This window comes from Pseudonocardia oceani, from assembly GCF_019263585.2.
In the GTDB taxonomy this organism is placed as follows: Bacteria; Actinomycetota; Actinomycetes; order Mycobacteriales; family Pseudonocardiaceae; genus Pseudonocardia; species Pseudonocardia oceani.
This window is the reverse complement of sequence record NZ_JADQDF010000001.1, coordinates 3,850,973-3,873,864: the sequence shown is the minus strand read 5'-3', so window position 1 is coordinate 3,873,864 and position 22,892 is coordinate 3,850,973. Positions and strand designations below refer to the sequence as shown.

Genomic DNA, 22,892 nt, shown 5'->3' with positions numbered 1-22,892 from the left:
GACCCGACGACAGGCGCGTCCAGGGGCTGCCCCTACCTCGATCAGCGGGTCCGCCCCCCGCGCAGTGGGGGGTGCACGGTGGTCCGGATTCATTCCTCGGCGCATCCTTCATCCGACGGCGGAGGGGTCGCGATCATGCCGAAGATCGATTCGTACGACTGCTCGAACGATTTCCGCGGGCGAATTGCTCCCCGACGGACCGACATCGACCGCGCACCATTGACCACAGCCGGTACTGGTGCAAATCTCTTTCGACGCACGGTGCAGTGCTCGGACCGAGGAGGCGGCGTGCCGGCGACGCAGCACTCCGAGCAACCCCCCACCGGACCGCCGGTGCCCTTGTCCGAGCTGGTGCTGGTCGACCAGCACGAGGCCCAGGGCCGCCGGGTCCGCCGGGACGAGCGCCTGGACCACCTCTTCGAGGAGCGGTGCGACTGGAACCACCGCTACGGCCGGGCCGGGCGGCTCGCTGTCGACTCCGACGAGATGTCGCTGACCTACGCCGAGCTCGACGCGCGGGCCAACCGCCTGGCCCGGTACCTGCGCCTGCGCGGGGCCCGCGCAGGCGACCGGATCGCCCTGCTGTTCGACCGCCCGGCCCAGTCCTACGTCGCGGTGCTCGCCACGCTCAAGATCGGGGCGGCCTACGTCCCGCTGGACGTCGCCACGCCGACGGGCCGCCTCGCGTACATCGTCGAGGACGCACGGGCGCGCACGGTGCTGTCGATGTCGCACGTGGCCGACCGGGTGCAGCAGATCGACCTGCTGACCGCGAACGGCGCCGAACTCGTGTACGTCGACCGCGCCGCGCCGCTGATCGAGGAGATGGACCCGCGCCGGCTCATCGACGCCGAGCGGGGCGCCCTGGACGACCAGCTCGCCTACATCAGCTACTCGTCCGCCTCCGGGAGGCCGGAGGGGGTGGCCATCGACCACGCCAGCATCTGCAACTTCGTCAAGGTGGCCGCCGAGGTGTACGGCATCCGGTCCGGCGACCGCGTCTACCAGGGGCTGCCGATCGCGCTCGACTTCTCGGTCGAGGAGATCTGGGTGCCGTGGGTCTGCGGCGCGACGCTGGTGCCCCGGCCACCCGGCCCGAACCTGCTGGGTCCCGACCTGCACGAGTTCCTCCGCGACCGGGCCGTCACCGCCCTGTGCTGCGTCCCGGGCGTGCTGGAGACCCTTCCCGGCGACCTGCCCGACCTGCGGTTCCTGCTGGTGTGCGGGAAGGACTGCCCACGCGACCTGATCACGCGCTGGCACCGCCCCGGTCGCCGGTTCCTCAGCGTCTACGGCCCGACCGAGGCCACGGTGTCGGCCACGTGGACCGAGCTCCACCCGGACAGGCCACCGACCATCGGGGTCCCGCTCCCCACCTACAGCACGGTCATCCTGGACGCCGAGGACCCGTACCGGGCGCTGCCGCACGGCGAGGTCGGCGAGATCGGCATCGCCGGGATCGGGCTCGCCTGCGGGTACCTGAACCACGACGACCTGACCGACGAGGTGTTCGTCCAGGACTTCCTGGGCATCCCGGCCAACCCCTCCGGGCGCATCTACCGCACCGGCGACCGGGGCCGGGTCAACGCCGACCGGGAGATCGAGTACCACGGGCGGGTCGACCGGGAGGCCGTGACCCGCGATCTCCGGATCGAGCCGACCGGGGTCGGGTCGCGGCTCCCCGTCCCCGCGGTCCCCCCGGCGCCGGTCGCCGCGGGCCCCGCCGGCCCGACGAACGACACCGAGGGCGCGCTCGCCGGGGCGCTGGCCGCACTCATGGGGCGCGAGGTGCCGGTCGGGAGCCACTTCTTCGACGACCTGGGCGCCGACTCGCTGGTGATGGCCCAGTTCTGCGCACGGGTCCGCAAGCGCGCCGACCTGCCACCGGTGTCGATGAAGGACGTCTACCGGTACCCGACGGTCCGGAGCCTCGCGGCGGCGCTCGCGGACACCGGATCGACCCCGTCGGAGCGGAGCCTCGCCGAGGTGCTGGCCGGCCTGATGGGGTGCGAGGTGGCGGTCGGGAGCCACTTCTTCGACGACCTGGGCGCCGACTCGCTGGTGATGGCCCAGTTCTGCGCACGGGTCCGCAAGCGGGTCGACCTGCCGCCGGTGTCGATCAAGGACGTCTACGCGCACCCGACGATGAGGGGCCTGGCCACGGCCCTCGCGCAGGCCGACCCCGGTCGGGCCCTCGCGACGCCGCGCCCGGAACCCCGGGAGACGACGCCCCCGGTCGGCACGCCGCGGTACGTCCTCTGCGGCGCCCTGCAGGCGCTGTTCATCCTCGGGTACGCCTTCCTCGCCGCGCTGATCGGGGTCCGGGGCTACGAGTGGATCTCGGTCGCCTCCGGCCCGGTCGAGGTGTACCTGAGATCCGTCCTGGTCACCGTCGGCACCTTCATCGGCCTGTGCCTGCTGCCGATCGCGGCGAAGTGGGTGCTCGTCGGCCGCTGGAAGCCCCAGCGGATACGGGTGTGGAGCCTCGCCTACGTCCGCTTCTGGGTCGTGAAGGCGCTCATCCGGTCGAACCCGCTGGTGATGTTCGTCGGCTCGCCGATCTACGTGCACTACCTGCGGGCACTGGGCGCCAGGATCGGACGCGGGGCCGTGATCTTCTCCCCGACGGTGCCCGTGTGCACCGATCTGCTCACCATCGGCGCGGGCACGGTCATCAGCAAGGCCTCGTCGTTCACCGGCTACCGGGCCCACGACGGCGTGATCCACACCGGCACCGTCACCCTCGGTCGGGACGTGTTCGTCGGCGACGCGACCGTGCTCGACACCGGGACCGCGATGGGCGACGGGTCCCAGCTCGGCCACACATCGTCGCTGCAGCCCGGTCAGTCCGTGCCGGTGGGCGAGGCCTGGCACGGGTCCCCCGCCCAGCCGACCACCACCGACTACCGCGTGGTCGAGTCCGTCGACGGCGGGTCCGTCCGCCGGGCCGGTTATCCGGCCCTGCAACTGCTCAACGTGCTGCTGTACCTGCCGGCGGTGATCAGCCTCCCCGTCCTGCTGATCGCCTGGTTCCCCCCGCTCGCCGCGTTGACGGAGGCGGAACCGTCGGCCGGCTGGACGCTCTACCTCGACGCCGCGGCCGTCTCGCTCGTGATCTTCTTCGGCTCCGCGCTCGCCGGGCTGCTCTTCTCGGTCGTGGTCTCCCGGGTGCTGGGCCCGGTGCTCGAGCCCGGCCGCCTCTACCCCCTGTACGGGTTCCACTACTGGATCCAGCGCGTGATCACCCGCACCACCAACAGCGCGTTCCTGATGCAGCTCGTCGGCGACAGCTCCTTCGTCGTCGGCTACCTGCGCCTCCTCGGGTACGACCTCTCCCGGGTGGAGCAGACCGGGTCGAACTTCGGCACCGCCGTCAAGCACGACGTCCCGGCCCTGAGCGCGGTCGGCACCGGCACGGTGATCGCCGACGGGCTGTCCTTCGTCAACGCCGACTTCTCGAACACCTCGTTCCGGGTGGCCCGGGTCTCGATCGGCGCGCGCAACTTCCTCGGCAACAACATCTTCTACCCCGCGCAGGGCCGCACGGGCGACGACTGCCTGCTCGGGACGAAGGTGATGGTGCCGATCGACGGGGAGGTCCGGACCGGGGTCGGCCTGCTGGGGTCGCCCTGCTTCGAGATCCCCCGGTCGGTCGAGCGCGACACGCGCTTCGGCCACCTGGTCGAGGGCGACGAGCTCCGCAGGCGGCTCGCCGCCAAGAACCGGCACAACCTCGTCACCATGGGGCTGTTCCTGCTGGTGCGCTGGGTCCACTTCTTCGGGGTCACCCTGATCGCCCTCGCCACCCACAACCTCTACCCGTCGCTCGGGATCGCCGCGATCGCGCTGTTCACCGTGCTGACCCTGCTGTTCACCACGGGCTGGTTCGTCCTGGTCGGGCGCGCCGTCTCCCGGTTGCAGGCCTGGACCCCGAACGGCTGCTCGATCTACGACCGCGCCTTCTGGCGGCACGAGCGGTTCTGGAAGGTGCCCGCCGTGACGTATCTGCAGGTCTTCAACGGCACTCCGTTCAAGAGCGGGCTCTGGCGCCTGCTGGGCGTGCGGATCGGCCGCAGGGTCTTCGACGACGGAGCCTCCGTCGTGGAGAAGACGTTCGTGACGATCGGGGACGACGCCACGCTGAACGCAGGTGCGATCGTCCAGTGCCACTCGCAGGAGGACGGCGCGTTCAAGTCCGACCTCACGGTGATCGGCGCCGGCGTCACCCTCGGTGTCGGCGCGTTCGTGCACTACGGCGTGACGATGGGCGACGGCGCGGCGCTGGCCGCCGACTCGTTCCTCATGAAGGGCGAGGAGGTCCCCGCGCACGAGCGGTGGGGAGGGAACCCGGCGGGCGCGATCCACGACGGCCACCGGACGGGCAGCACGGTGGACGGCCGGCGGGTCCCGCATGCCGCGGCGTAGCGCACGACGAGATCACCACGAGCACCACGGTGAGTGGGAGGAGGAGCCGATGGCAGCTCCAGCAGAGGCCGGCCGGGACTTCTGGCGCGAGGTGCTCCTCGCAGGCGGGTCCACCGCCGTACCCCGGTGGGCGCCGGACCCCGTCGCCGGCGTCGCCGAGCACGTGGCGGCGATCCCCGACGGGGTACTGGCGGCACTGCGCCGGCTCGCCGACGAGCAGGGGGTGCCGTTGGGATCCCTGGTGACGGCGGCGCACGGTGCGGTGCTCGCCGCGCTGTCCGGCGAGCGGGGGGTCGTGACCGGGTACGTGCCCGTGGCGGGCGGGCGGCCGCTGCCCCTGCGGCTGACGACCGAGCCCCGGTCGTGGCGTGCGCTGTCGGCCGAGGCCCACCGGGCCACGGCGGAGCTCGTCTCCCACGCGGGGTTCCCGGTGGGCGAGCTGCGGCGCGAGCTGGCTCTGACCGGGCCGACGTTCGAGACCGTGCTCGACGTCGCCGGCAGCGACGGCGAGCTGTCCGGCGGCGTCGTGCTGCGCGTGGGGTTCACGGGGGACGCGCTGCGCCTGCGCCACCGGACCGACCTGCTCGACGCGGCCTGCGCCGCCCGGATCGCCGGTTACCACCTCGCCGCGCTCGGGCGGATAGCCGTCGAGCCGGACGCCGAGCACCGACGGCACTCCCTCGTGGGCGCCGAGGAGCTCCGGTTCCAGCTCGACGGGCTCGCCGGCCCGCAGCGCGAGCTCCCGGGCCGCCGCTTCCACGAGCTGTTCGAACAGCGCGTGGCGGCCCACCCGGACGCGGTGGCGGCCGTGCACGGCGACCGGAGCTGGACCTACGGGGAGCTCAACGCCCGCGCCAACCGGCTGGGCCGGGCCCTGCTGGCGCGGGGTCTGGGTCGCGAGGACGTGGTCGCGGTGGTGACCGAGCGCAACCTGGACTGGATGGCAGCCGTGCTCGCGGTGTTCAAGGCCGGGGGCGCCTACCTCCCCGTCGAGCCCCACTTCCCGGCCGACCGCGTCGCGACCACCCTCTCCCGCGCGGGGTGCGCACTGGTGGTCACCGAACCCGGGTCCACCACCACGCTCGACCAGGCGCTCGCCTCGCTGCCCGGCGTCCGGTCGCTGCTCGTCGGGGACGCCTACCGGGAGGACCACCCCGACGGCGACCTCGGGATCGCCGTCACGGCCGACCAGCTCGCGTACATCTACTTCACCTCCGGCTCCACGGGTGAGCCCAAGGGCGTGATGTGCGAACAGGCCGGCATGCTCAACCACCTCCTCGCGAAGATCGAGGACCTCGAGCTGGCCGAGGGGGAGGTGCTGGCCCAGACGGCGCCCCAGTGCTTCGACATCTCGCTGTGGCAGCTGGTGGCCGCGCTGCTGGTCGGCGGGCGGACCCTGCTCGTCGAGCAGGAGGTGATCATGGACGTCGCCCGGTTCGTCGACACGGTCGTCGACGCGCGGGTCGGCGTGCTCCAGATCGTGCCGTCCTACCTCGACGTCGTCGTCGCCTACCTGGAACAGCATCCGCGCGTCCTGCCGGACCTGCACTGCGTCTCGACCACGGGCGAGGCGCTGAAGAAGGAACTGGCGCAGCGCTGGTTCGCCGCCCAGCCGACGATCGCCCTGGCCAACGCCTACGGCCTGACCGAGACCTCGGACGACACCAACCACGAGGTCATGCACCGCGTGCCGGACGGGCCACGGGTCCCGCTCGGCGCCCCCGTCCGGAACGTCCGCGTGTACGTCGTCGACGAGCACCTGGCGCCGGTGCCGCTCGGCGCCCCGGGTGAGATCGTCTTCTCCGGGGTCTGCGTCGGGCGCGGCTACGTGAACGACCCCGAACGCACCCGGGCGGTGTTCACGACCGACCCGCACCGCGACGGCGACCGGCTCTACCGGAGCGGCGACCACGGCCGCTGGCTGCCCGACGGCAAGCTGGAGTTCCTCGGGCGCCGGGACACCCAGATCAAGATCCGGGGCTTCCGGATCGAGATGGGCGAGATCGAGAACACCCTGCTGCGGGTGCCGGGCGTCCGCGACGGTGCCGTGGTGGTCGCCGAGCTCGCGGGGGGCAGCAGCCACCTGGTGGCCTTCTACTCGGGCAGGCCGGCCGAGCCCGAGCTGCTGCGCGACCGGCTGGCCGGGTCGTTGCCCTCGTACATGGTCCCGTCGGCCTTCCACCACCGCGAGTCGCTGCCGCTGACCGCGAACGGCAAGATCGACCGGAAGGCGCTCTCGGCGCTCGCCGGAGAGCTCGATGTCGCCGAGCGACCCTACGACGCACCGAGCACACCGACGGAGCAGTGGCTGGCGGCCTCCTGGGCGGCGCTGTTCGGCGTCCCCGCCGAGCAGGTCGGGCGCCGGGACCACTTCTTCGACCTGGGGGGCACGTCCCTCTCGGCGGTCAAGCTGGCGATCGCGCTGGAGCGCGTGGTGTCGCTCAAGGACGTCACCCGGCACCCGGTCCTCGCCGAGCTGGCCGAGCTGGTCGACAGCAGGTCGCAGGGTCGGACGGAGTCGCGGCCCGCGCTCCTGCAGCCGCTGTCGCCGACCGACGGCGCACCGACCGGTGCTCTGGTGTGCTTCCCCTACGCCGGGGGCAACGCGGTGAACTTCCGGCCGTTGGCGGGGGCCCTGCGGGGCAGCGGGATCGCCGTCCACGCCGTCGAGCTGCCCGGTCACGACGTCGCCGGGCGGAGCGAGCCGTTCGTCCCGCTGGCGCAGGTGGTCGAGCAGGTCGTCGCCGAGATCACCGGGCGCGGCCTGACCGGGGTGATGCTGTGGGGCCACTCCGCGGGCGCCGCGTTCGCGTGTGCGACGGCCCTGCGGCTGCAGGAGCGCGGGGTCCCCGTCGCGCGGGTGTTCCTGTGCGCGCAGCTGCTCGGCACGGCCGCCGACCGGCGCGCCGGGATCACCGAGCTGGCCGGGCGCAGCGACGTCGAGATCGCCGCGGGACTGAGCGGGGACGGCGGCTACACCGAGCTCGGTGAGCTCGACACCGAGCGCGCCGCGCACGTCGGCGCGGCCTACCGGCACGACTACGTGTCGGCCAACCGCCACCTCGCCGACCTCCTCGACGCCCCACCGGCGGTGAAGCTGTCCGCGCCGGTCACCGTCGTCGTCGCCGTCGACGACCCGAGCACCGCGTCACCGCACCGTGCGCGGGACTGGCAGCTGCTGGCCGAGCGCGTCGAGCTGCACGAGCTCGCGGACGGCGGCCACTACTTCCTGCGCACCCGGCCGGAGGAGGCGGCACAGGCCGTGCTCCGCACCACCGAACTGCTGTCCTCGTGAGCGGCTACGGAAAGGAACCCACCATGTCCTCCTCGTTCCCGGCATCGCCCCCCGCCCTGCTCGACCTCGACCTGCGACCCGGCAGGCCGCCGGTGCTGGCGGCCGAATCGGTCGGCGACATGGGCTGGGACGAGTACCGGGACGCGCTGCGCGCCGCCGTCGTCCGGCACGGGGCGGTCCTCGTCCGTGGCCTCGGGCTGCGCGACGCGGAGGACGTCGCCGACGTCTTCCGCGGGCTGGCCACCACCCTGATGACCGAGAAGGAGGCGTTCGCCTCCCGCCGGACCTACGCCGAGGGCGTGTACTCGTCGTCGACGTGGCCGGCGAACCAGCCGATGTGCATGCACCACGAGCTGAGCTACGCCCTCGAGGTCCCCGGCCTGATGATGTTCGCCTGCCTGAGCGCGCCCACCGACGGCGGGGCGACCGCCGTGGCCGACTCGCCGACCGTCCTCGCCGCGCTGCCCCGCGGGCTGGTCGAACGGTTCGAGCGGGAGGGCTGGCTGCTGACCCGCAGCTACAACGACGAGATCGGCGCGACCGTCGCCGAGGCGTTCGGCACCGACGACCGGGCCTCCGTGGAGGGCTACTGCCGCGCGAACGGGATCGAGTTCCAGTGGCAGCCCGACGGCGGGCTGCGCACCCGCCAGCGCCGCGCCGCGGTGGTGCGCCACCCGCTCACCGGGCAGCGCTGCTGGTTCAACCAGGTCGCCTTCCTCAACGAGTGGACGATGGCGCCCGAGGTGCGCGAGTACCTGGTGGACGTCTACGGCCCCGACGGGCTCCCGTTCAACACCCGCTTCGGCAACGGCGACCCGATCGGCGCGGACGTCGTCGACCTGCTCGCCGGCGTCTACGACGCGCACACCGTGCGCGAGCCGTGGCAGGCCGGTGACCTGATGCTCGTCGACAACATCCGCGCCGCGCACAGCAGGGAGGCCTACTCCGGACCGCGCGAGGTGCTGGTCGCGATGGCCGACCCGATGCGCACCGGCGCCTGATCGCCGGGGCCGGAGATGACCACCACCGATCCCACGGCGCCGGACTCCACCGCACCGACATCCACCGCGACCGAGCCCACCATGTCCGAGCCGCTCACCGTGCCGCCGTTCGCGGTGGTCTCGGGGGCCCAGGTCCAGCACGCGCTGCAGGGGCGCGAGGAGCAGATCGTGCAGCTGGTCGAGACCACCTACCGGCTGCACGGCGCGGGCGACTCGGTGAACCCGCCGTCGTACTTCCTGCGGTTCCCCGACCGGCCGTCGTCCCGGATCATCGCACTGCCGGCCTCGATCGGCGGGCAGGTGCGGGTCGACGGCCTCAAGTGGATATCGAGCTTCCCGGGCAACACGGCATCGGGCATCCCGAGGGCCTCGGCCGTGCTGATCCTCAACGACCACGACACCGGCTACCCGTTCGCGTGCCTGGAGAGCTCGATCATCAGCGCCACCAGGACGGCCGCCTCGGCCGCGCTGGCGGCCGACCACCTCAGCCGCGGCCGGCCGCGCCCGGCCCGCGTCGGGTTCTTCGGGACCGGCCTGATCGCCCGCTACATCCACACCTTCCTGGCCGCCACCGGGTGGTCGTTCGACGAGATCGGCGTGCACGACCTGTCCGCCGAGAGCGCTGCCGGGTTCTGCGGCCGGCTGGAGCAGGCGGGAGCAGCCGACCGGGTGACCGTGCACGAGAGCGCCGAGCAGCTGATCCGGTCCAGCGACCTGGTGGTGTTCGCCACGATCGCCGGGAAGCCGCACGTCAGTGAGCCAGCGTGGTTCGACCACCGTCCACTGGTGCTGCACGTGTCGCTGCGCGACCTCGCACCGGAGGTCCTGCTCGCCTCGACCAACATCGTCGACGACGTCGAGCACTGCCTCAAGGCCGACACCTCACCGCACCTCGTCGAGCAGCTCACCGGCAACCGGGACTTCGTGGCGGGCACCCTGGACGACGTGATCAGCGGGCGCACGACGGTCCCGGCGGACCGCCCCACGGTGTTCTCGCCCTTCGGCCTCGGGGTGCTCGACCTCGCGGTCGGCAAGTTCGTCTACGACGAGGTGGCCCGGTCGGGCGCCCTGCATGTCGTCGACGACTTCTTCCACGAACGGCGCCGCTACGGCTAGGTAGGAGGGCGACGGGCCGCCACCGCGGGCCAGGTCGCGCGTTGTACCGGGCATGGACACCGTCGCCCGGCTCGCGGGCTGCGCCGCGGCGCTGGCGCTCGTGTTCGGCGCCGCGTTCGGCGTCGGGGCGGCGGTGGGCGAGGCGCCGGTGGTGCCGGTGCCGGCGGCGCAGGAGCACGTGGACGAGGAGGAGCCCGTCCCCGCCGGGGCCGCCCCCGTTCCTCCCGACGCCGCGGACGGCCTCTCCGCCACCGCCGACGGGTACACGCTCGCGCCCGCCGTCGACACGCTGGCGCCCGGTCGGCGGGGTGAGTACGCGTTCACCGTGACCAGGCCCGACGGGGGGCCGGTCACGGCGGTCGACGTCGTGCACGGGGACCCGGTGCACCTCGTCGTCGTGCGCCGCGACGCCGCCGGCTTCCAGCACCTGCACCCCGAGGTCGGCCCCGACGGCGTGTGGCGGGCCCCGCTGACGCTGCCCGCCGGGGGGATCTACCGCGTCTACGCCGACCTCGTGCCGACCGGCGGCCCCGCGCTCGTCCTGGGCACCGACCTGTTCGCGCCCGGCGACTTCACACCGATCCCGTTCGGCCCGTCGCGGGTGGCGCAGGTCGACGGCTACCAGGTGCGCCTCGACGGCCGGATCGTGCCCGGTGAGCCCTCCCCCGTGTTCGCGACGGTCAGCCTCGACGGCGCGCCGGTCACCGACCTGCAGCCCTACCACGGCGCGTTCGGTCACCTGGTCGCGCTGCGCCGCGCCGACCTCGCCTACGCGCATGCCCGTACCGACGCGCCGGCGCCCGCCGCGGGCGACCGCGCGGGGCCGGGGATCGCGTTCGTCGCCGAGGTGCCGTCGGCGGGCGGGTACCGGTTGTTCCTCGAGTTCCGCCACGACGGTGCCGTCCGCACCGCCGAGTTCACCCTGGACGTCGGCTGACGTGCACCGCGTCCCCGGCCCGGCCGCCGCGGCGGCCGTCGTCGTGCTCTCGGCCGTGCCGCCGTGGCAGTTCCGCAACTGGCAGTGGATCGCACTCGCCCTCGCCGTGCCCGTCGTGCTGGCCGGACTGCGGTCGGCACGGGCCCGACCGGACACCGCGGGCCTGCTGACGGCCGTAGGGACCCTGGCCGCGCTGGCGTGGTCGGCGTGGGTGCTGGTGGACGGCGGCGCGGGCGTCCCCGGGCTGGTCCAGCCCGCCGGGGCGCCGGTGCTCGCGCTGGACGCCGCGGTCGTGCTGGCGGTGCTGCTGCTGCTCCGGGACACCGACGCAGGACGCGGGCGCCCGGCCACGGCCGTCGCCGCCCTCGTCGCCGCCGCGGCGGTGGCGGCGCTGGGGTTCCGGCTCGGGGCGGGCGACCCGGTCGGCGCGCTCGGCACCTCCGCCGCCGTGCTCGTCGCCGGGGCCCCGGCCGCGCTGCTGGTGCTCCCGCGCGTGCCCGACCCCACGACGCGGGTGGTCGTCGCCGCGTCGCACGGACCCGGTGTCCTGCGTGCCGCGGGAGCGCTGCACACCGCCGTGGGCGGCGACGACCCGGTCGGGCGGGCCGTCGCCGACGCGGCCGGCCGCCGGCACCGGTCGCTGCCCGGCGTCTCCGACGCCGACGGTGACCCGGCCACCGGCCTGCGCGGGGTGCTCTCGGAGTTCGCCGCGCCCGACGTCGTCGTCGCGCACGCCGTGCTGACCGGCCCGCCGGACTGGCTGCGCGCGCACGGCGTCGAGCCCACCGCGGGGGCGGCGCAGGCGGACGGGCAGGGGGCGACGGTGTGGTGCGTGGCGTGGGACGGCGTCGCCCGCGGCTGGCTGGAGCTCGCGACGGCGCCGCCGCCCGGGACCCGGCGGCGCGGGCTGGCCGCCGCCGTCGCGCTCGGGGCGGCGGCGCTGGGGGCGGTCGCGGCGGCCGCCGGGGCGCTCCCGCCCGCGAACGCCGGGGCGCTACCGGCCGGCGTCGCACTGCTGGTCGCGGCGGTGCGCCTGCTGCCGCTGCCCGACGGGGAGCGCCACCGGCACCCGATCGGGGCTACCAGCCGGTAAGGTGTGCTTCCGCCCCCGACCGGGGCACGCACGCGATCGGAAGGCTCCGCCCATGACCCACCTCCCGGGCCGATGACCGAGGCCAGCGCGCCCCCGCACCGCGGGGCGCGCCTCTCCCGCAGTGCCCGTCGCGCCCAGCTCCTCGTCGCCGCGCGCGACGTGTTCGCCGCGCAGGGCTACCACTCCGCCGCGATGGACGACATCGCCGAGAAGGCCGGTGTCAGCAAGCCGGTGCTCTACCAGCACTTCCCCGGGAAGATGGAGCTCTACCGGGCGCTGCTGACGACCTACGCCGACGAGCTCGTGGAGCGCGTCCGCAGCGCGCTGAGCCACCACACCGACAACCACGCCCGCGCCCGCGCGTCGGTGGCGGCCTACTTCGACTTCGTCGCCGACGAGGGCAGCTCGTTCCGGCTCATCTTCGAGTCCGACCTGCGCGGCGAGCCCGAGGCGGCCGCCGTCGTCGAGGGCGCGTCGAGCCGCTGCATCGACCTCATCGCCGAGGCCGTCACCACCGACGCGGGCCTCGACGCGGCGCGCGCCCGGCTGCTGGCTGTCGGCGTCGTCGGGCTGAGCCAGGTCACGGCGCAGTACTGGCTCGACTCGGGCAAGGTCGTCCCGCGCGACGAGGCCGTCGAGCTGGCCACGGGTCTCGCCTGGCGCGGGTTGGCCGGTTTTCCTCTGATCAACCCCCCCGGCACGGGGTGAGCGAGGACGCGGGCGGCGCACACCCGCTGACGGCGCGGCGCGACGTGGCCCGCCCGCTGTCGGCGGCACTGGTGTCGGCGTCGGCGATCCCCCTGTTCGGACTGCAGGAGCGCCCGGCCGGCTACGCGGTGCTGGTCGTCGGGCTGGTCGTCGCCGCGGTGGTCGACCGGGCGCTGCTGCGGCACCTGCTCCTCATCGCGGCCGGCCTGGTGATCATCAGTTCGATGTCGCTCGAGGCCGACCTCAGCGACTCCGGGATGCTGCGTTTCACCGTCACCCTGACGGCGGCGGTCGCGGTGCCCTACGCGATCTCCCGGTGGGTGTACCGGGAGGACGTCATCGCCTTCCCCATCGGCACCGGGAACAGGTGGAGCCGGTTCGAGTTCGGCTACCTCGCGCTGGTCGTCGTCGCCGGGTACCTGATCCTCCCGGTGTACTTCCTGGGCTCGGGGGCGTACCTGAACTGGCCCGAGATCTCCGGGGCGAACGAGATCCTGCGGCTGTTCGTCGGCGTCAACGCCGTCGGGCTGTGGGACGAGCTGTTCTTCGTGTGCACGGTCTTCGCCCTGCTGCGGCGGCACTTCCCGTTCTGGCAGGCCAACCTGCTGCAGGCGGTCGTGTTCGTGTCGTTCCTGTGGGAGCTCGGGTACCGGGGCTGGGGCCCGCTGCTCACGATCCCGTTCGCCCTGCTGCAGGGCTACATCTTCCAGCGCACGCGCTCCCTGCCGTACGTGGTGACCGTGCACCTGACGTTCGACGCGATCATCTTCGCGATCCTGGTGCACGCCTACAACCCGGAACTGGCGAACGTGTTCATCACCGACCCGCGGCAGTAGCAGGTCTCAGGCCGCCAGGCGTCCGAGTGCTCCCCGGACGAGTGCGCCGAGCCGCCCGGACACCCCGGCCACCCGCTCCAGCGGCAGCATGTGCCCGGCCTCCGGGAAGATCGTCAGCGACGCCGAGGGCAGCGCGGCGCGGATCCGCCGGGCGGCCCGCAGCGGGGTGAGCCGATCGCGGGACCCGGCCAGCACGACCGTCGGGATCGCGGCGAACGCCGCCAGCGCCTCGTCACGGTCGTGGGCGGCGAGCGTCGGCCGGAACCCCGACATCGTCGACGGGCGGCACGCGGCCAGCGACCGTGCGGTGGTGCGCACGGCCTCCCGGTCGGCGTCGGGCCCCAGCAGCAGCCATCTCGCCGCCGGGGTGAGCACCCCGGGTGTGCCCAGCCGCGAACCCGCGGCCCACCGCTTCGACCCGAAGATCCGCTCCTCCACCGCGCGCACGACCGGGACGGTCCGCTGCGGCAGGCCGAACGAGGTGTCCGCCAGCCCGCCCGACGCCGTGGCGACGAGCCCGATGCCGGCCGCGCGGGCCACGACGTCGGGGTGCCGCTCGGCCAGCGCCATCAGCGTCATCCCGCCCATGGAGTGCCCGGCGAGCACCAGCGGGCCGGTGGGGGCGGCCGCGGCGACGACCGCGGCGAGGTCGTCGGCGAGCTGGTCGAGCGTCATCGACGCCGGGTCGGCGGCGCCGGAGCGCCCGTGCCCGCGGTGGTCGTAGCGCACGACGCGGGCGCCCGGTCCGGCCAGCGCGGACGACACCGGCGCCCACGTCGTGGAGTCCAGCGTCCAGCCGTGCGCGAGCACGACCGTCACGGGTGCGGTCTCGGGCCCCTCCACCTCGACGTGCAGGGGGACCTCGTCGGGAGCGAGCATCAGACCAGGTGCGCCTTGCGCCAGAGGACCTCCGTCGGCCCGCCGATGAGCCCCTGCTCCCGCAGGAACGGCACCAGCTTGCGCGCCGACCACCGCATCATCTCCTGGTGGTGCGGGTTGGCCTGCGCGGCCCGGTACCCGACGGCGGGGTCGATGCCGACCGAGGCGTAGACGTCGCAATGGATGAGGTTCTTGGCGACGACGTAGGCGATCCGCGCCGTGAGGTAGTTGGCCAGCGCCCGCTGCGCGGTACTGATCCTCGGCATGATCCGCACCAGCTCCTCGCGGGCGTAGCGGACGTGCCGCGCCTCCTCCGTCACGTGGATCTTGTTGACCATCCGGGTGAGCGGCTGCACGGTCTCGTCGCGCATCGCCTCGCGCTGGAGCTGGTCGAGGATCTCCTCGACGAACAGCGTGCCCGCGAACATGGCCGGGCCGGAGGCGAGCGCCTTGAAGCCGCGGCCGAGCTCGTGGACGATCCGGCGCGGGCGGTAGTCGGGCACGCCGCAGTGCGCGTTCATCTTCGCGAACATGATCGAGTGCCGGCACTCGTCGGCGATCTCCACCAGCGCGTACTGGATGTGCCCGCTGCGCGGGTCGCGGTCGTAGGAGTACCGCAGCAGCATCTGCATGAGGATCATCTCGAACCACAGCCCGATCCGGGCGATGCTGCACAGTTCGTGGATCGAGAGCGTGCGCTTCTGCTCGTCGGACAGGGTGTCCCACAGGTCGGTGCCGTAGAGCGAGACCCGGTGCTCCGGGACGCCCCAGAGGCCGTCGACGAGCGGCGCGTCCCAGTCGATGTCGATGCTCGGCTCGTAGGAGTGGTCGAGCGAGGACTTGAGCAGCCGTGCGGCCGTGGCCTCGCGGTCCCCGACCTTGGCGGCGATCCCTGCGGTCATCGTGGTCCTCCCGGCGCAGTCGTGTCAGAAGCTGTTACCAGCGGTAACTGTTACCTCTGGTACCGTGCCTCCAGTGCAGCCTCCTGTCAAGCCCGGCGACCGCCACGCCCGCCGCGCGCAGCGCCGGGCCGAGATGGTCCAGGCCGCCATGGACGCCGTCCGCCGGCACGGCCCCGGCGTCTCCGTGGCCGACATCGCCGCCGAGGCGGGCATCACCAAACCCGTGCTCTACCGGCACTTCGACGACCGCGCCGACCTCCACCGCGCCGTCGGCCACGAGGCCGCCGCCCTGCTCATGGCCCGCATCGCCCCGGAGCTGATGAAGAACCGGGAGCCCAAGGAGCACATCCGCGGCGTCGTCGAGGGCTTCCTGTCCGGCGTCGAGGACGAGCCGCAGCTGTGGCGCTTCGTCGTGCACAACCCGGGTGAGCACACGCCCGGCGCGGAGGTCGTCGACGACGTCCGGCAGACCATCGCGAGCCTGCTCTCCTCGCTCATCGGCGAGCGCCTCAAGGACGCCGGGCTCGACCCGGGCGGCGCGGAGGTCTGGGCCATCGGGCTCGTCGGCATGGTGCAGAGCGCGGGCGACTGGTGGCTCGAGCGCCAGACGATGAGCCGCGCGGCCGTCACCGACTACCTGACCACGCTGATCTGGGGCGGCGTCGCCGGCGTCCTCGACGGCGCGGGCACCGCTCCGCACGCGCCGCTGCGCCTGCTGCCCCCCACCGGAACGGGAGAGCCGACATGAGCGACGACCACGACCACGAGGACGGCTATCGCGGCCCCGCCGTGCTCACCGTCGACGGCGAGGACGTGCCCGTGCGCGTCGTCCTCGACGCCCGGCACGAGCCCCACGACGGCCGCCTGCACTGGTTCGGCCGCCTCTCCTTGGAGCGCGACGCCGAGCCGGCCCTGCTCGGCGCGCTGACGGCCACGTCGAGCCGCCTGGAGCTGCGCACCGCCGGTGGGCGCTCCGAGGCCCGCATCGGCGACCGCGACCCGTGGGGCCGCTTCCGGGTCACCGGGGTCGGCCGCCCGCCCTACGTGATCGAGGAGCCGGCGCTCGACGACTGACCTGTGAGTGGCAACCGGTGCCGGAGCACCGGTTACCGCTCACGACCTCGGGAACGCGACCTCGGGAACGCGACCTCGGGGGAACGCGACCTCGGGGGAACGCGGCGGGCCGAACGCGTCGAGGGGGCCCCGGCGCACCGGGACCCCCTCGACGAACTCCTCGTGCTCGGCCGACTCGTGCTCAGCCGATGGCGAAGCCGACGCGGCGGCCCTCCTCGGGCGCGATCTCCACGTAGGAGATCTGGGCCGAGCGGACGATGTACTTCCGGCCCTTGTCGTCGACCAGCCGCAGCAGGCCGCCCTCGCCGCCGGCGAGCGCCTCGTCGACGAGCTTCGCGACCTCGTCCGGGGTCTGGTCGCTGGACACCACGAGCTCGCGCTGGCTCTCCGCGATGCCGATCTTGACCTCCACCGGGGGACCTCCTGGTCGTGACGTTCGGGAACTGACGGGCCCCAGGCTAGTCGAGCCGGGGCTCCACGGCCCGGACGGGCGTCCGCCCTCAGCGAACCGCCCCGGGACGGGCCGGGCTCAGGACAGCCCGAGACGGGTCATCCGCTTGCCGTGGTTGAGCTGCAGGCGCCGGAGCAGGGCGCCGATGCCGGCGAGGTCGCCCGAACCCGTGACGATGAACTCGGCGAGCTCGTCGCGCTCGGCCACGATGTGCTGCGCCTGCGTGACGGCCTCCCCGAGCAGCCGCCGCCCCCACAGCGCGAGCCGGTCGTGCACCTGGCGGTCGGCCTCGCACGCGGCGCGGACCTCCCGCTCGGCGAACGCGCTATGGCCGGTGTCGGCCAGCACGTGGCGCACCAGCTCACCGGTCGGGCCCGACACCCAGGCGGCGACCTCGCGGTAGAAGTCGGCGCCCAGACCGTCGCCGAGGTAGGCCTTGACCAGCGACTCCAGCCAGCTCCGGGGCGCGGTCGACGCGTGGTAGGCGTTCCACATGCCGACGAAGGGCGCCATCGCCTCCTCGATCGGCACGCCGATGCCGTGCAGGTGCTCCTCCAGCATGCGGAAGTGCCCGATCTCCGCGGCCGCCATCGACGACAGCGCCGCGCGCCCGCTCAGGGTCGGGGCGTGGCGCGCGTCCTCGGCGAGCCGGTCGAACGCGGAGAGCTCGCCGTAGGCCAGCACGCCGAGGAGGTCGATCGTGGCCCGCCCGGAGGCGATGGCGGCGTCCGTGCCGCTCGCGGTCTCGCTCATGACGCCGTCCCACCCATTCGCCCTGCCCCGCTCATCGCCGTCGCGCCCTCGCCGTCACGCTCGTCCCGGCCGCCGCTCCGCACCCCCGGCCGAGCCGGTAGGAACGCCCGTGACCGGGAGCCTAGATGCCGCGCCACCCGTCCGGGGCGGCGCACGTCACGACACGTCGCGGCACGCCGGACTCCCCCGTCACCTCTCCGGCGGGTAGGATGCGACCTAGCGCAGCACCCGTACGGGGTGCGCGCCTACCCGCGGCCCGCATCCGACGACGGTCAGGCCGCAACGACCTGGTGCGTGCAGCGCCTCGTCGGCTCTCCCACGACGGTGCGCGCGCCGGTGGTCGACGAGCCGGCCCCGGCTCCTGTGCGCGGAGAGAGGCGATCACCCTGTCCGTCGAGACCGCTACCACCCCCATCGGCGCCGCCCCCGAGGACGCCGCGAAGGCGCACCCGCTCACCGGCGCCGCCCCCGTGAAGCCCGATTCCCCCACGTTCGCCGCCCTCGGCGTCCGACCCGAGATCGTGCAGGCCCTCTCCGAGGCCGGCATCGTCCACACGTTCGCGATCCAGGAGCTGACGCTCCCGCTGGCCCTGGCCGGCGAGGACGTCATCGGCCAGGCCCGCACCGGCATGGGCAAGACGCTGGGCTTCGGCGTCCCGCTGCTGCAGCGCGTCACGCCTCCGGCCGAGCAGCCCGCCGCCACCCTCGAGGGCGAGGCCGCCGACCGCAGCCGCGACGTCCCGCAGGCGCTCGTCGTCGTCCCCACCCGCGAGTTGTGCGTGCAGGTGGCGCAGGACCTCGCCGACGCCGGCAAGCACCTCGGCATCCGCGTCACCGCCATCTACGGCGGGCGCGCCTACGAGCCCCAGCTCGCCGCGCTCCGCAAGGGCGTCGACGTCGTCGTGGGCACCCCCGGGCGCCTGCTCGACCTCGCCGAGCAGCGCCACCTCGTGCTCGGCCGCGTCAAGGCCCTCGTCCTCGACGAGGCCGACGAGATGCTCGACCTGGGCTTCCTGCCCGACGTCGAGCGCATCCTGCGCATGCTCCCCGAGCAGCGCCACACGATGCTGTTCTCCGCCACGATGCCCGGCCCGATCATCGCGCTGAGCCGCCAGTTCCTGAACCGGCCCACGCACATCCGCGCCGAGGAGCCCGACTCGGGCTCGACGCACGAGAACACCACGCAGCACGTCTACCGCGCGCACGCCATGGACAAGGTCGAGCTGCTCACGCGCGTGCTGCAGGCCGAGGGCCGCGGCCTCACGATGATCTTCGCCCGCACCAAGCGCACCGTGCAGCGCGTGGCCGACGACCTCGCCGACCGCGGGTTCGCCGCCGCCGCCGTGCACGGCGACCTGGGCCAGGGCGCCCGCGAGCAGGCGCTGCGCGCGTTCCGCTCCGGCAAGGTCGACGTGCTGGTCGCCACCGACGTCGCCGCCCGCGGCATCGACGTCTCCGACGTCACGCACGTCATCAACTACCAGTGCCCCGAGGACTCCAAGACCTACGTCCACCGGATCGGCCGCACCGGCCGCGCCGGCAAGACGGGCGTCGCGGTCACGCTGGTGGACTGGGACGAGCTGCACAAGTGGAAGACGATCAGCGACGACCTGGGCCTCGACAAGCCCGAGGCGCCGGAGACGTACTCCACCTCGCCGCACCTGTTCACCGACCTCTCGATCCCCACCACCGCGAAGGGCCGCCTGCCGCACTCGCAGCGCACCCGGGCCGGGCTGGAGGCCGAGTACGTCGACACCGAGGGCGACCAGGGCGGCGGCCGCCGCCGCGACCGCGGTCGCGACAAGGTCGGCCCGCGGGCCGCCGAGGAGACGGTCCTGCCCGAGCGCAAGCCGCGCCGCTCGCGGTCGCGCACCCGCAGCCGCGCCGGCATGACGCTCGAGGGGGGCGAGGCCCCGGCCGCGTCCGCCCCGGCCACGTCCGCCCCGGCCACCACCGCGCCGGCGACCACCACCACGCCGGTCGACGCCCCGCAGGCGTCCCCGGATGCGGCGCCCGGGTCCGGACCCGAGTCGGGCCCCGAGTCCGGCCCGCGCTCCGACTCGGCCGACGGGCGTCCGCGCCGCCGTCGCCGTCGCGGCGGCCGCGGTCGCAGCGGCGGGTCCGAGGGCTCCGCCGACGCCGGTTCCGTCGACGGCGGCTCCGAGGACGCGGCCGCGAGCTGACGCACGGCACCGCAGGAGAGGGGCGCCGCTCGATGCTGCGCACGCAGCCGTCCGAGCGGCGCCGCCGCGGCGACCTGGTCGCCGCGGGCCTCATCGTGGTGCTGCTGGTGGCGCTGACCGTCACGGTCGCCGCCACCAGCGACGTCGCGGGCACCACCTCGGTCCCGGCCACCGCGCCGATCGGGGCCCCCTCCCCCGCATCCGGCGCCCCGACCGGCTTCGTGCCGGCCTGGGAGGCCCCGAGCCCCGGCACGCCCGTACCCGTCGTGGCCGGTCCGGCCGTCGTCACCGCCGAGGGGTCGACGGTCACCGGGCGCGACGCCCGCACCGGCGAGGAGCGCTGGCGCTACGCCCGCGACCTGCCGCTGTGCACCGTCGGCGCCGGGTTCCCGGGCGTCGAGCAGGGCCGCGCACTGGCCGTCTACGCCAACGGGGACCCGGCGGACGCCGGCAGCGGCGACGGCGCCTACTGCTCCGAGGTCACGATGCTGCGCGGCGACACCGGTGAGCGGGTCGGCGCCCGCAACCCGGACGCCCGGCCCGGCACGCGGCTGCTCGCCGACGACACCTACGTGCTGGCGACCGGCACCGACCACCTCGAGGTCTGGCGCTCCGACCTGGTCCGGACCCTCGAGTACGGCGAGGTCCCCGCGCAGGAGCAGGTGGGCCGCCAGCCCCGCCCCGGCTGCACCTACGGCTCGGTCGCGCTGGGCGGGCGCCGGGTCGCGGTCGTCGAGCGCTGCCCCGGTGAGTCCGCCGACCGCCTCACCGTGCTCGCCTCCGACGGCGAGGACGGCGCCGAGAAGCCCGAGGAGCGGTTCTCGGTGCCGCTGACCGGCGCCGGTGCCGTCGTCGTCGCCGTCTCGGAGGAGCAGGTGGCCCTCGCGCTGCCCGACCCGTCGCGGCTCGCCGTGTTCGACGCGTCGGGCGCGCAGGTGTCGGTGAGCGAGGTCGACGCGGTCGTCGCCGACCCGCCCGGCGGCGTCGCCCCCACCTCCGCCGACGACGCCCACCGCTACTGGTTCACCGGCACGTCGGTCGTCGCGCTCGACGTCGCCCAGCTCGCCCTGCTCTGGACGCTGCCCGACGCGCTCGGCCCGCCCGTCCGCTACGGCGTCGAGCTGCTGGTGCCGGTGCCCGGCGGCCTGCGGGTCGTCGACGCCGACCGCGGCCGCCCCGGGCGCCTGCTGCCCGTCGACCGCCCCGACCCGGACGCGCCCGTGAGCCTCGCCGTCGACGGCGACGTGCTGCTGGAGCAGCGCGGCGCCACCGTCACCGCGCTGGTCCCGGCTCCCTAGCGGCGCGCGGGATCGACCCGGGACTCCTACGCTCGGACGGGTGAGCACCGCGACCGACGTCGGCTACTTCCCGCCCGGCAGCGCGACCCGCCGCGTGATCGGCGACCCGGCCGCCCTCATCGGCGGGTTCAGCGCGCTGTTCCTGCAGGCCCTGCACCCGCGCGCGATGGCGGGCATCGACCAGCACTCCTCGTTCCCCGACGACTTCTGGCCGCGCCTGCAGCGCACCGCCGAGTACGTCACGACGCTCGCGTTCGCCGACACCGCCACGGCCGACCGCGCCGCCGCCCGCGTCCGCGGCATCCACCGCCACGTCCGCGGCACCGACCCGGTGACCGGCCGCGCCTACTCCGCCGACGACCCCGACCTGCTGCGCTGGGTGCACGTCACCGAGGTCAGCTCGTTCTCCGCGGCCGTGCGGCGCCTGGGCCTCATCGACGCCGCGGAGGAGGACCGCTTCCTCGCCGAGCAGGTGCGCGCGGGCGCGCTGCTGGGCGCGGTCGACCTGCCCGCCTCCCGCACCGAGGTCGACGCGTACTTCGCCGCGGTCCGCCCCGAGCTCGTCGCGAGCCCCGTGGCGCGCCGCGCCGCCCGCCGGCTGGCGTTCGCGCCGATCCCGCGGCGGCTGCCGCTGCCGGTGCCGGTGGGGTCGCTGGGCGAGATGGCCGCGTCCGTCGCTCTGGCCCGTCCGGCCTGGACTACCGTCGCCGCCGTCGCGATCGGCCTGCTGCCGCCGTGGGCCAAGCAGCTCTACGGCGTGCCACGCCCGCCCGGCTCGGGCCTGGTCACCACGGCGTCGCTGGGTGCGCTGCGGGCTGCGTTCCTCGGCGTCAGGCGAGCCACAGGGCAGCCAGGACCACCGCGCTGACGCCCACGACGGCCAGCGCTGCGCCTGCCCCGTGACCGCCGTCCGCGGCGCGGTCGGCCCGCACCTGCGCCACCACGGCCACCACCGCGGCCACGACGTGCCAGGCGAGGAACGCCGGCGCCGGACCGGGTGAGCCGGTGCGCGTCGCCACCACCCAGGCGACGCCCAGCGCCAGCGCCAGCACGACGAGCCCGCCCGCGAGCACGCCGGAGAGCCCCCGCAGCACGGCGGCCGTCCTCACGGTGCGAGTCCGTCCCACGGCGCGGGCTCGGGCACCGCGGCGCGCCCCTCGGGGCAGTGGCGGCGCACCTCGCAGGTGCCGCAGCTCGGCGAGACGACGGGCGGGAACAACGCCTCCCGGTCGCCGCCGTCGGCCAGCGCGTCGGTGGCCGCGGCCAGCTCCCCCGCCGTCGCCTCGGCCCGCCGCACGGCCGCGATGAGCGAGGCGTCGTCGTGCTCGTGGGCGTGCACCTCTCCGGTGGGCAGGTGGTGCAGCTCCACGCGGCTGCACGGGCGGCGCAGCGTCCGGGCCGTCGCGACGGCGTAGAGCGCGAGGGCCTCGGAGGTGCGCGCGTCGTCGTCGGTGAGGGGGCGCCGGCCGGTCTTGTAGTCGACGACCACGGCCTCGCGCCCGCGCGCGTCGATGCGGTCGACCCGGCCCTCCGCCACGATGCGCTCGGTCGACACCGACACCCACTGCTCGACGCCGAGCGGCTCGTCCCCGGCCCGCTCGGCGACGTACGCCGCGACCCAGCCGCGGGCGCGCTCCCGGTGCTCGCGCTGCTGCGCCGCGTCGCGGAAGCCCTCGCCGTTCCAGTTGCGGTCGACGAGCGCCGCCGCGGCGTCGGGCGTGCGGCGCGCGGGCGGCAGCGCGTAGTAGGCGCGCAGGGCCAGGTGCACCACGGCGCCGAGGGTGGCCGACGCCCACGCCCCGCCGCGGGAGGTGCGGTCGAGGTAGCCCAGGCGATAGCGGCGGGGGCAGTCGCGCCAGGTGCCCAGCCGCGAGGGCGTCACCTTCACGAGCCGGGGCGCGACGAAGTCGAAGCCCAGCTGACCGGTCACCCGACCCACGG

19 protein-coding genes are annotated in these 22,892 nt (G+C 74.6%); 13 read left to right on the top strand and 6 right to left on the bottom strand.

Annotated elements, in window-relative coordinates:
• The first annotated feature begins 288 nt into the window (after positions 1-288).
• The 8 genes from I4I82_RS19500 (at position 289) to I4I82_RS19465 (ending at position 13,411) form a co-directional block, all read left to right on the top strand.
• Complete coding sequence (locus tag I4I82_RS19500; RefSeq protein ID WP_218589589.1) at positions 289-4,425, top strand: Pls/PosA family non-ribosomal peptide synthetase; 4,137 nt, start codon at positions 289-291, stop codon at positions 4,423-4,425.
• Between the two features lie 49 nt (positions 4,426-4,474).
• Positions 4,475-7,720: a non-ribosomal peptide synthetase gene (locus I4I82_RS19495; protein ID WP_218589590.1), complete on the top strand. Its 3,246-nt coding sequence runs from the start codon at positions 4,475-4,477 to the stop codon at positions 7,718-7,720.
• A 23-nt stretch (positions 7,721-7,743) separates the two neighbouring features.
• Positions 7,744-8,721 carry a TauD/TfdA family dioxygenase gene (locus I4I82_RS19490; RefSeq protein WP_218589591.1) on the top strand — a complete coding sequence of 326 codons (978 nt, stop codon included), beginning with the start codon at positions 7,744-7,746 and terminating at the stop codon, positions 8,719-8,721.
• Between the two features lie 81 nt (positions 8,722-8,802).
• Positions 8,803-9,837 carry a 2,3-diaminopropionate biosynthesis protein SbnB gene (gene sbnB, locus I4I82_RS19485; RefSeq protein WP_218589592.1) on the top strand — a complete coding sequence of 345 codons (1,035 nt, stop codon included), beginning with the start codon at positions 8,803-8,805 and terminating at the stop codon, positions 9,835-9,837.
• Positions 9,838-9,889: 52 nt separating this feature from the next.
• Entirely contained in the window at positions 9,890-10,774 is an 885-nt protein-coding gene (locus I4I82_RS19480) for a DUF8832 domain-containing protein (RefSeq protein WP_218589593.1), read from the top strand.
• 1 nt (position 10,775) lies between these two features.
• Positions 10,776-11,867, top strand: coding sequence for a hypothetical protein (locus I4I82_RS19475; protein ID WP_218589594.1), 1,092 nt, complete (start codon positions 10,776-10,778; stop codon positions 11,865-11,867).
• A 72-nt stretch (positions 11,868-11,939) separates the two neighbouring features.
• Complete coding sequence (locus I4I82_RS19470; RefSeq protein WP_218589595.1) at positions 11,940-12,575, top strand: TetR/AcrR family transcriptional regulator; 636 nt, start codon at positions 11,940-11,942, stop codon at positions 12,573-12,575.
• Positions 12,572-13,411, top strand: coding sequence for a type II CAAX endopeptidase family protein (locus I4I82_RS19465; protein ID WP_218589596.1), 840 nt, complete (start codon positions 12,572-12,574; stop codon positions 13,409-13,411). Before I4I82_RS19470 ends, I4I82_RS19465 begins: the two co-directional genes overlap by 4 nt.
• A 6-nt stretch (positions 13,412-13,417) precedes the next feature.
• Here the strand turns inward: I4I82_RS19465 and I4I82_RS19460 are convergent, their stop codons facing one another.
• Both I4I82_RS19460 and I4I82_RS19455 read right to left on the bottom strand, forming a co-directional pair.
• A complete protein-coding gene (locus I4I82_RS19460) occupies positions 13,418-14,290 on the bottom strand; it encodes an alpha/beta fold hydrolase (protein ID WP_218589597.1) in 873 nt (290 codons plus the stop codon).
• Positions 14,290-15,192: an AurF N-oxygenase family protein gene (locus I4I82_RS19455; RefSeq protein WP_218589598.1), complete on the bottom strand. Its 903-nt coding sequence runs from the start codon at positions 15,190-15,192 to the stop codon at positions 14,290-14,292. The genes I4I82_RS19460 and I4I82_RS19455 overlap by 1 nt, the downstream gene beginning before the upstream one ends.
• A 73-nt stretch (positions 15,193-15,265) precedes the next feature.
• On the opposite strand from I4I82_RS19455, the gene I4I82_RS19450 reads away from it, so the two are divergent.
• Together I4I82_RS19450 and I4I82_RS19445 are read left to right on the top strand one after the other, a co-directional pair.
• The gene (locus tag I4I82_RS19450; protein ID WP_226370144.1) at positions 15,266-15,940 is read left to right on the top strand and encodes a TetR/AcrR family transcriptional regulator; all 675 of its coding nucleotides are present in this window, start codon (positions 15,266-15,268) and stop codon (positions 15,938-15,940) included.
• On the top strand, positions 15,937-16,266 hold the full coding sequence (locus tag I4I82_RS19445; protein ID WP_218589599.1) for a DUF4873 domain-containing protein: 330 nt from the start codon (positions 15,937-15,939) through the stop codon (positions 16,264-16,266). The genes I4I82_RS19450 and I4I82_RS19445 overlap by 4 nt, the downstream gene beginning before the upstream one ends.
• Positions 16,267-16,447: 181 nt before the next feature.
• Here I4I82_RS19445 and I4I82_RS19440 read toward each other — a convergent pair whose 3' ends face one another.
• Positions 16,448-16,678, bottom strand: a complete 231-nt coding sequence (locus I4I82_RS19440) for a DUF3107 domain-containing protein (protein ID WP_218589600.1) — start codon at positions 16,676-16,678, stop codon at positions 16,448-16,450.
• A gap of 117 nt (positions 16,679-16,795) precedes the next feature.
• On the bottom strand, positions 16,796-17,470 hold the full coding sequence (locus tag I4I82_RS19435) for a ferritin-like fold-containing protein (protein ID WP_218589601.1): 675 nt from the start codon (positions 17,468-17,470) through the stop codon (positions 16,796-16,798).
• Positions 17,471-17,940: 470 nt separating this feature from the next.
• On the opposite strand from I4I82_RS19435, the gene I4I82_RS19430 reads away from it, so the two are divergent.
• Genes I4I82_RS19430 through I4I82_RS19420 form a run of 3 tightly spaced genes read left to right on the top strand, consistent with a single transcriptional unit; the run spans position 17,941 to position 21,819 of the window.
• Positions 17,941-19,653: a DEAD/DEAH box helicase gene (locus tag I4I82_RS19430; protein WP_226370143.1), complete on the top strand. Its 1,713-nt coding sequence runs from the start codon at positions 17,941-17,943 to the stop codon at positions 19,651-19,653.
• Between the two features lie 32 nt (positions 19,654-19,685).
• Positions 19,686-20,951, top strand: coding sequence for an Rv3212 family protein (locus tag I4I82_RS19425; protein WP_218589603.1), 1,266 nt, complete (start codon positions 19,686-19,688; stop codon positions 20,949-20,951).
• A 40-nt stretch (positions 20,952-20,991) separates the two neighbouring features.
• Positions 20,992-21,819 carry an oxygenase MpaB family protein gene (locus I4I82_RS19420; protein ID WP_218589604.1) on the top strand — a complete coding sequence of 276 codons (828 nt, stop codon included), beginning with the start codon at positions 20,992-20,994 and terminating at the stop codon, positions 21,817-21,819.
• Here I4I82_RS19420 and I4I82_RS19415 read toward each other — a convergent pair.
• Together I4I82_RS19415 and I4I82_RS19410 are read right to left on the bottom strand one after the other, a co-directional pair.
• Positions 21,782-22,060 (bottom strand): hypothetical protein, encoded by a 279-nt coding sequence (locus tag I4I82_RS19415; protein WP_218589605.1) that lies wholly within the window; start codon positions 22,058-22,060, stop codon positions 21,782-21,784. The genes I4I82_RS19420 and I4I82_RS19415 overlap by 38 nt on opposite strands.
• Entirely contained in the window at positions 22,057-22,881 is an 825-nt protein-coding gene (locus tag I4I82_RS19410) for a RecB family exonuclease (RefSeq protein WP_218589606.1), read from the bottom strand. The genes I4I82_RS19415 and I4I82_RS19410 overlap by 4 nt, the downstream gene beginning before the upstream one ends.
• Positions 22,882-22,892 lie beyond the last annotated feature (11 nt).

Coding starts and splice junctions, on each gene's coding strand:
- I4I82_RS19495 (WP_218589590.1), top strand. CDS start 4,475: ATGGCAGCTCCAGCAGAGGCCGGCCGGGACTTCTGGCGCGAGGTGCTC.
- I4I82_RS19490 (WP_218589591.1), top strand. CDS start 7,744: ATGTCCTCCTCGTTCCCGGCATCGCCCCCCGCCCTGCTCGACCTCGAC.
- sbnB (WP_218589592.1), top strand. CDS start 8,803: ATGTCCGAGCCGCTCACCGTGCCGCCGTTCGCGGTGGTCTCGGGGGCC.
- I4I82_RS19480 (WP_218589593.1), top strand. CDS start 9,890: ATGGACACCGTCGCCCGGCTCGCGGGCTGCGCCGCGGCGCTGGCGCTC.
- I4I82_RS19470 (WP_218589595.1), top strand. CDS start 11,940: ATGACCGAGGCCAGCGCGCCCCCGCACCGCGGGGCGCGCCTCTCCCGC.
- I4I82_RS19460 (WP_218589597.1), bottom strand. CDS start 14,290: ATGCTCGCTCCCGACGAGGTCCCCCTGCACGTCGAGGTGGAGGGGCCC.
- I4I82_RS19455 (WP_218589598.1), bottom strand. CDS start 15,192: ATGACCGCAGGGATCGCCGCCAAGGTCGGGGACCGCGAGGCCACGGCC.
- I4I82_RS19445 (WP_218589599.1), top strand. CDS start 15,937: ATGAGCGACGACCACGACCACGAGGACGGCTATCGCGGCCCCGCCGTG.
- I4I82_RS19435 (WP_218589601.1), bottom strand. CDS start 17,470: ATGAGCGAGACCGCGAGCGGCACGGACGCCGCCATCGCCTCCGGGCGG.
- I4I82_RS19425 (WP_218589603.1), top strand. CDS start 19,686: ATGCTGCGCACGCAGCCGTCCGAGCGGCGCCGCCGCGGCGACCTGGTC.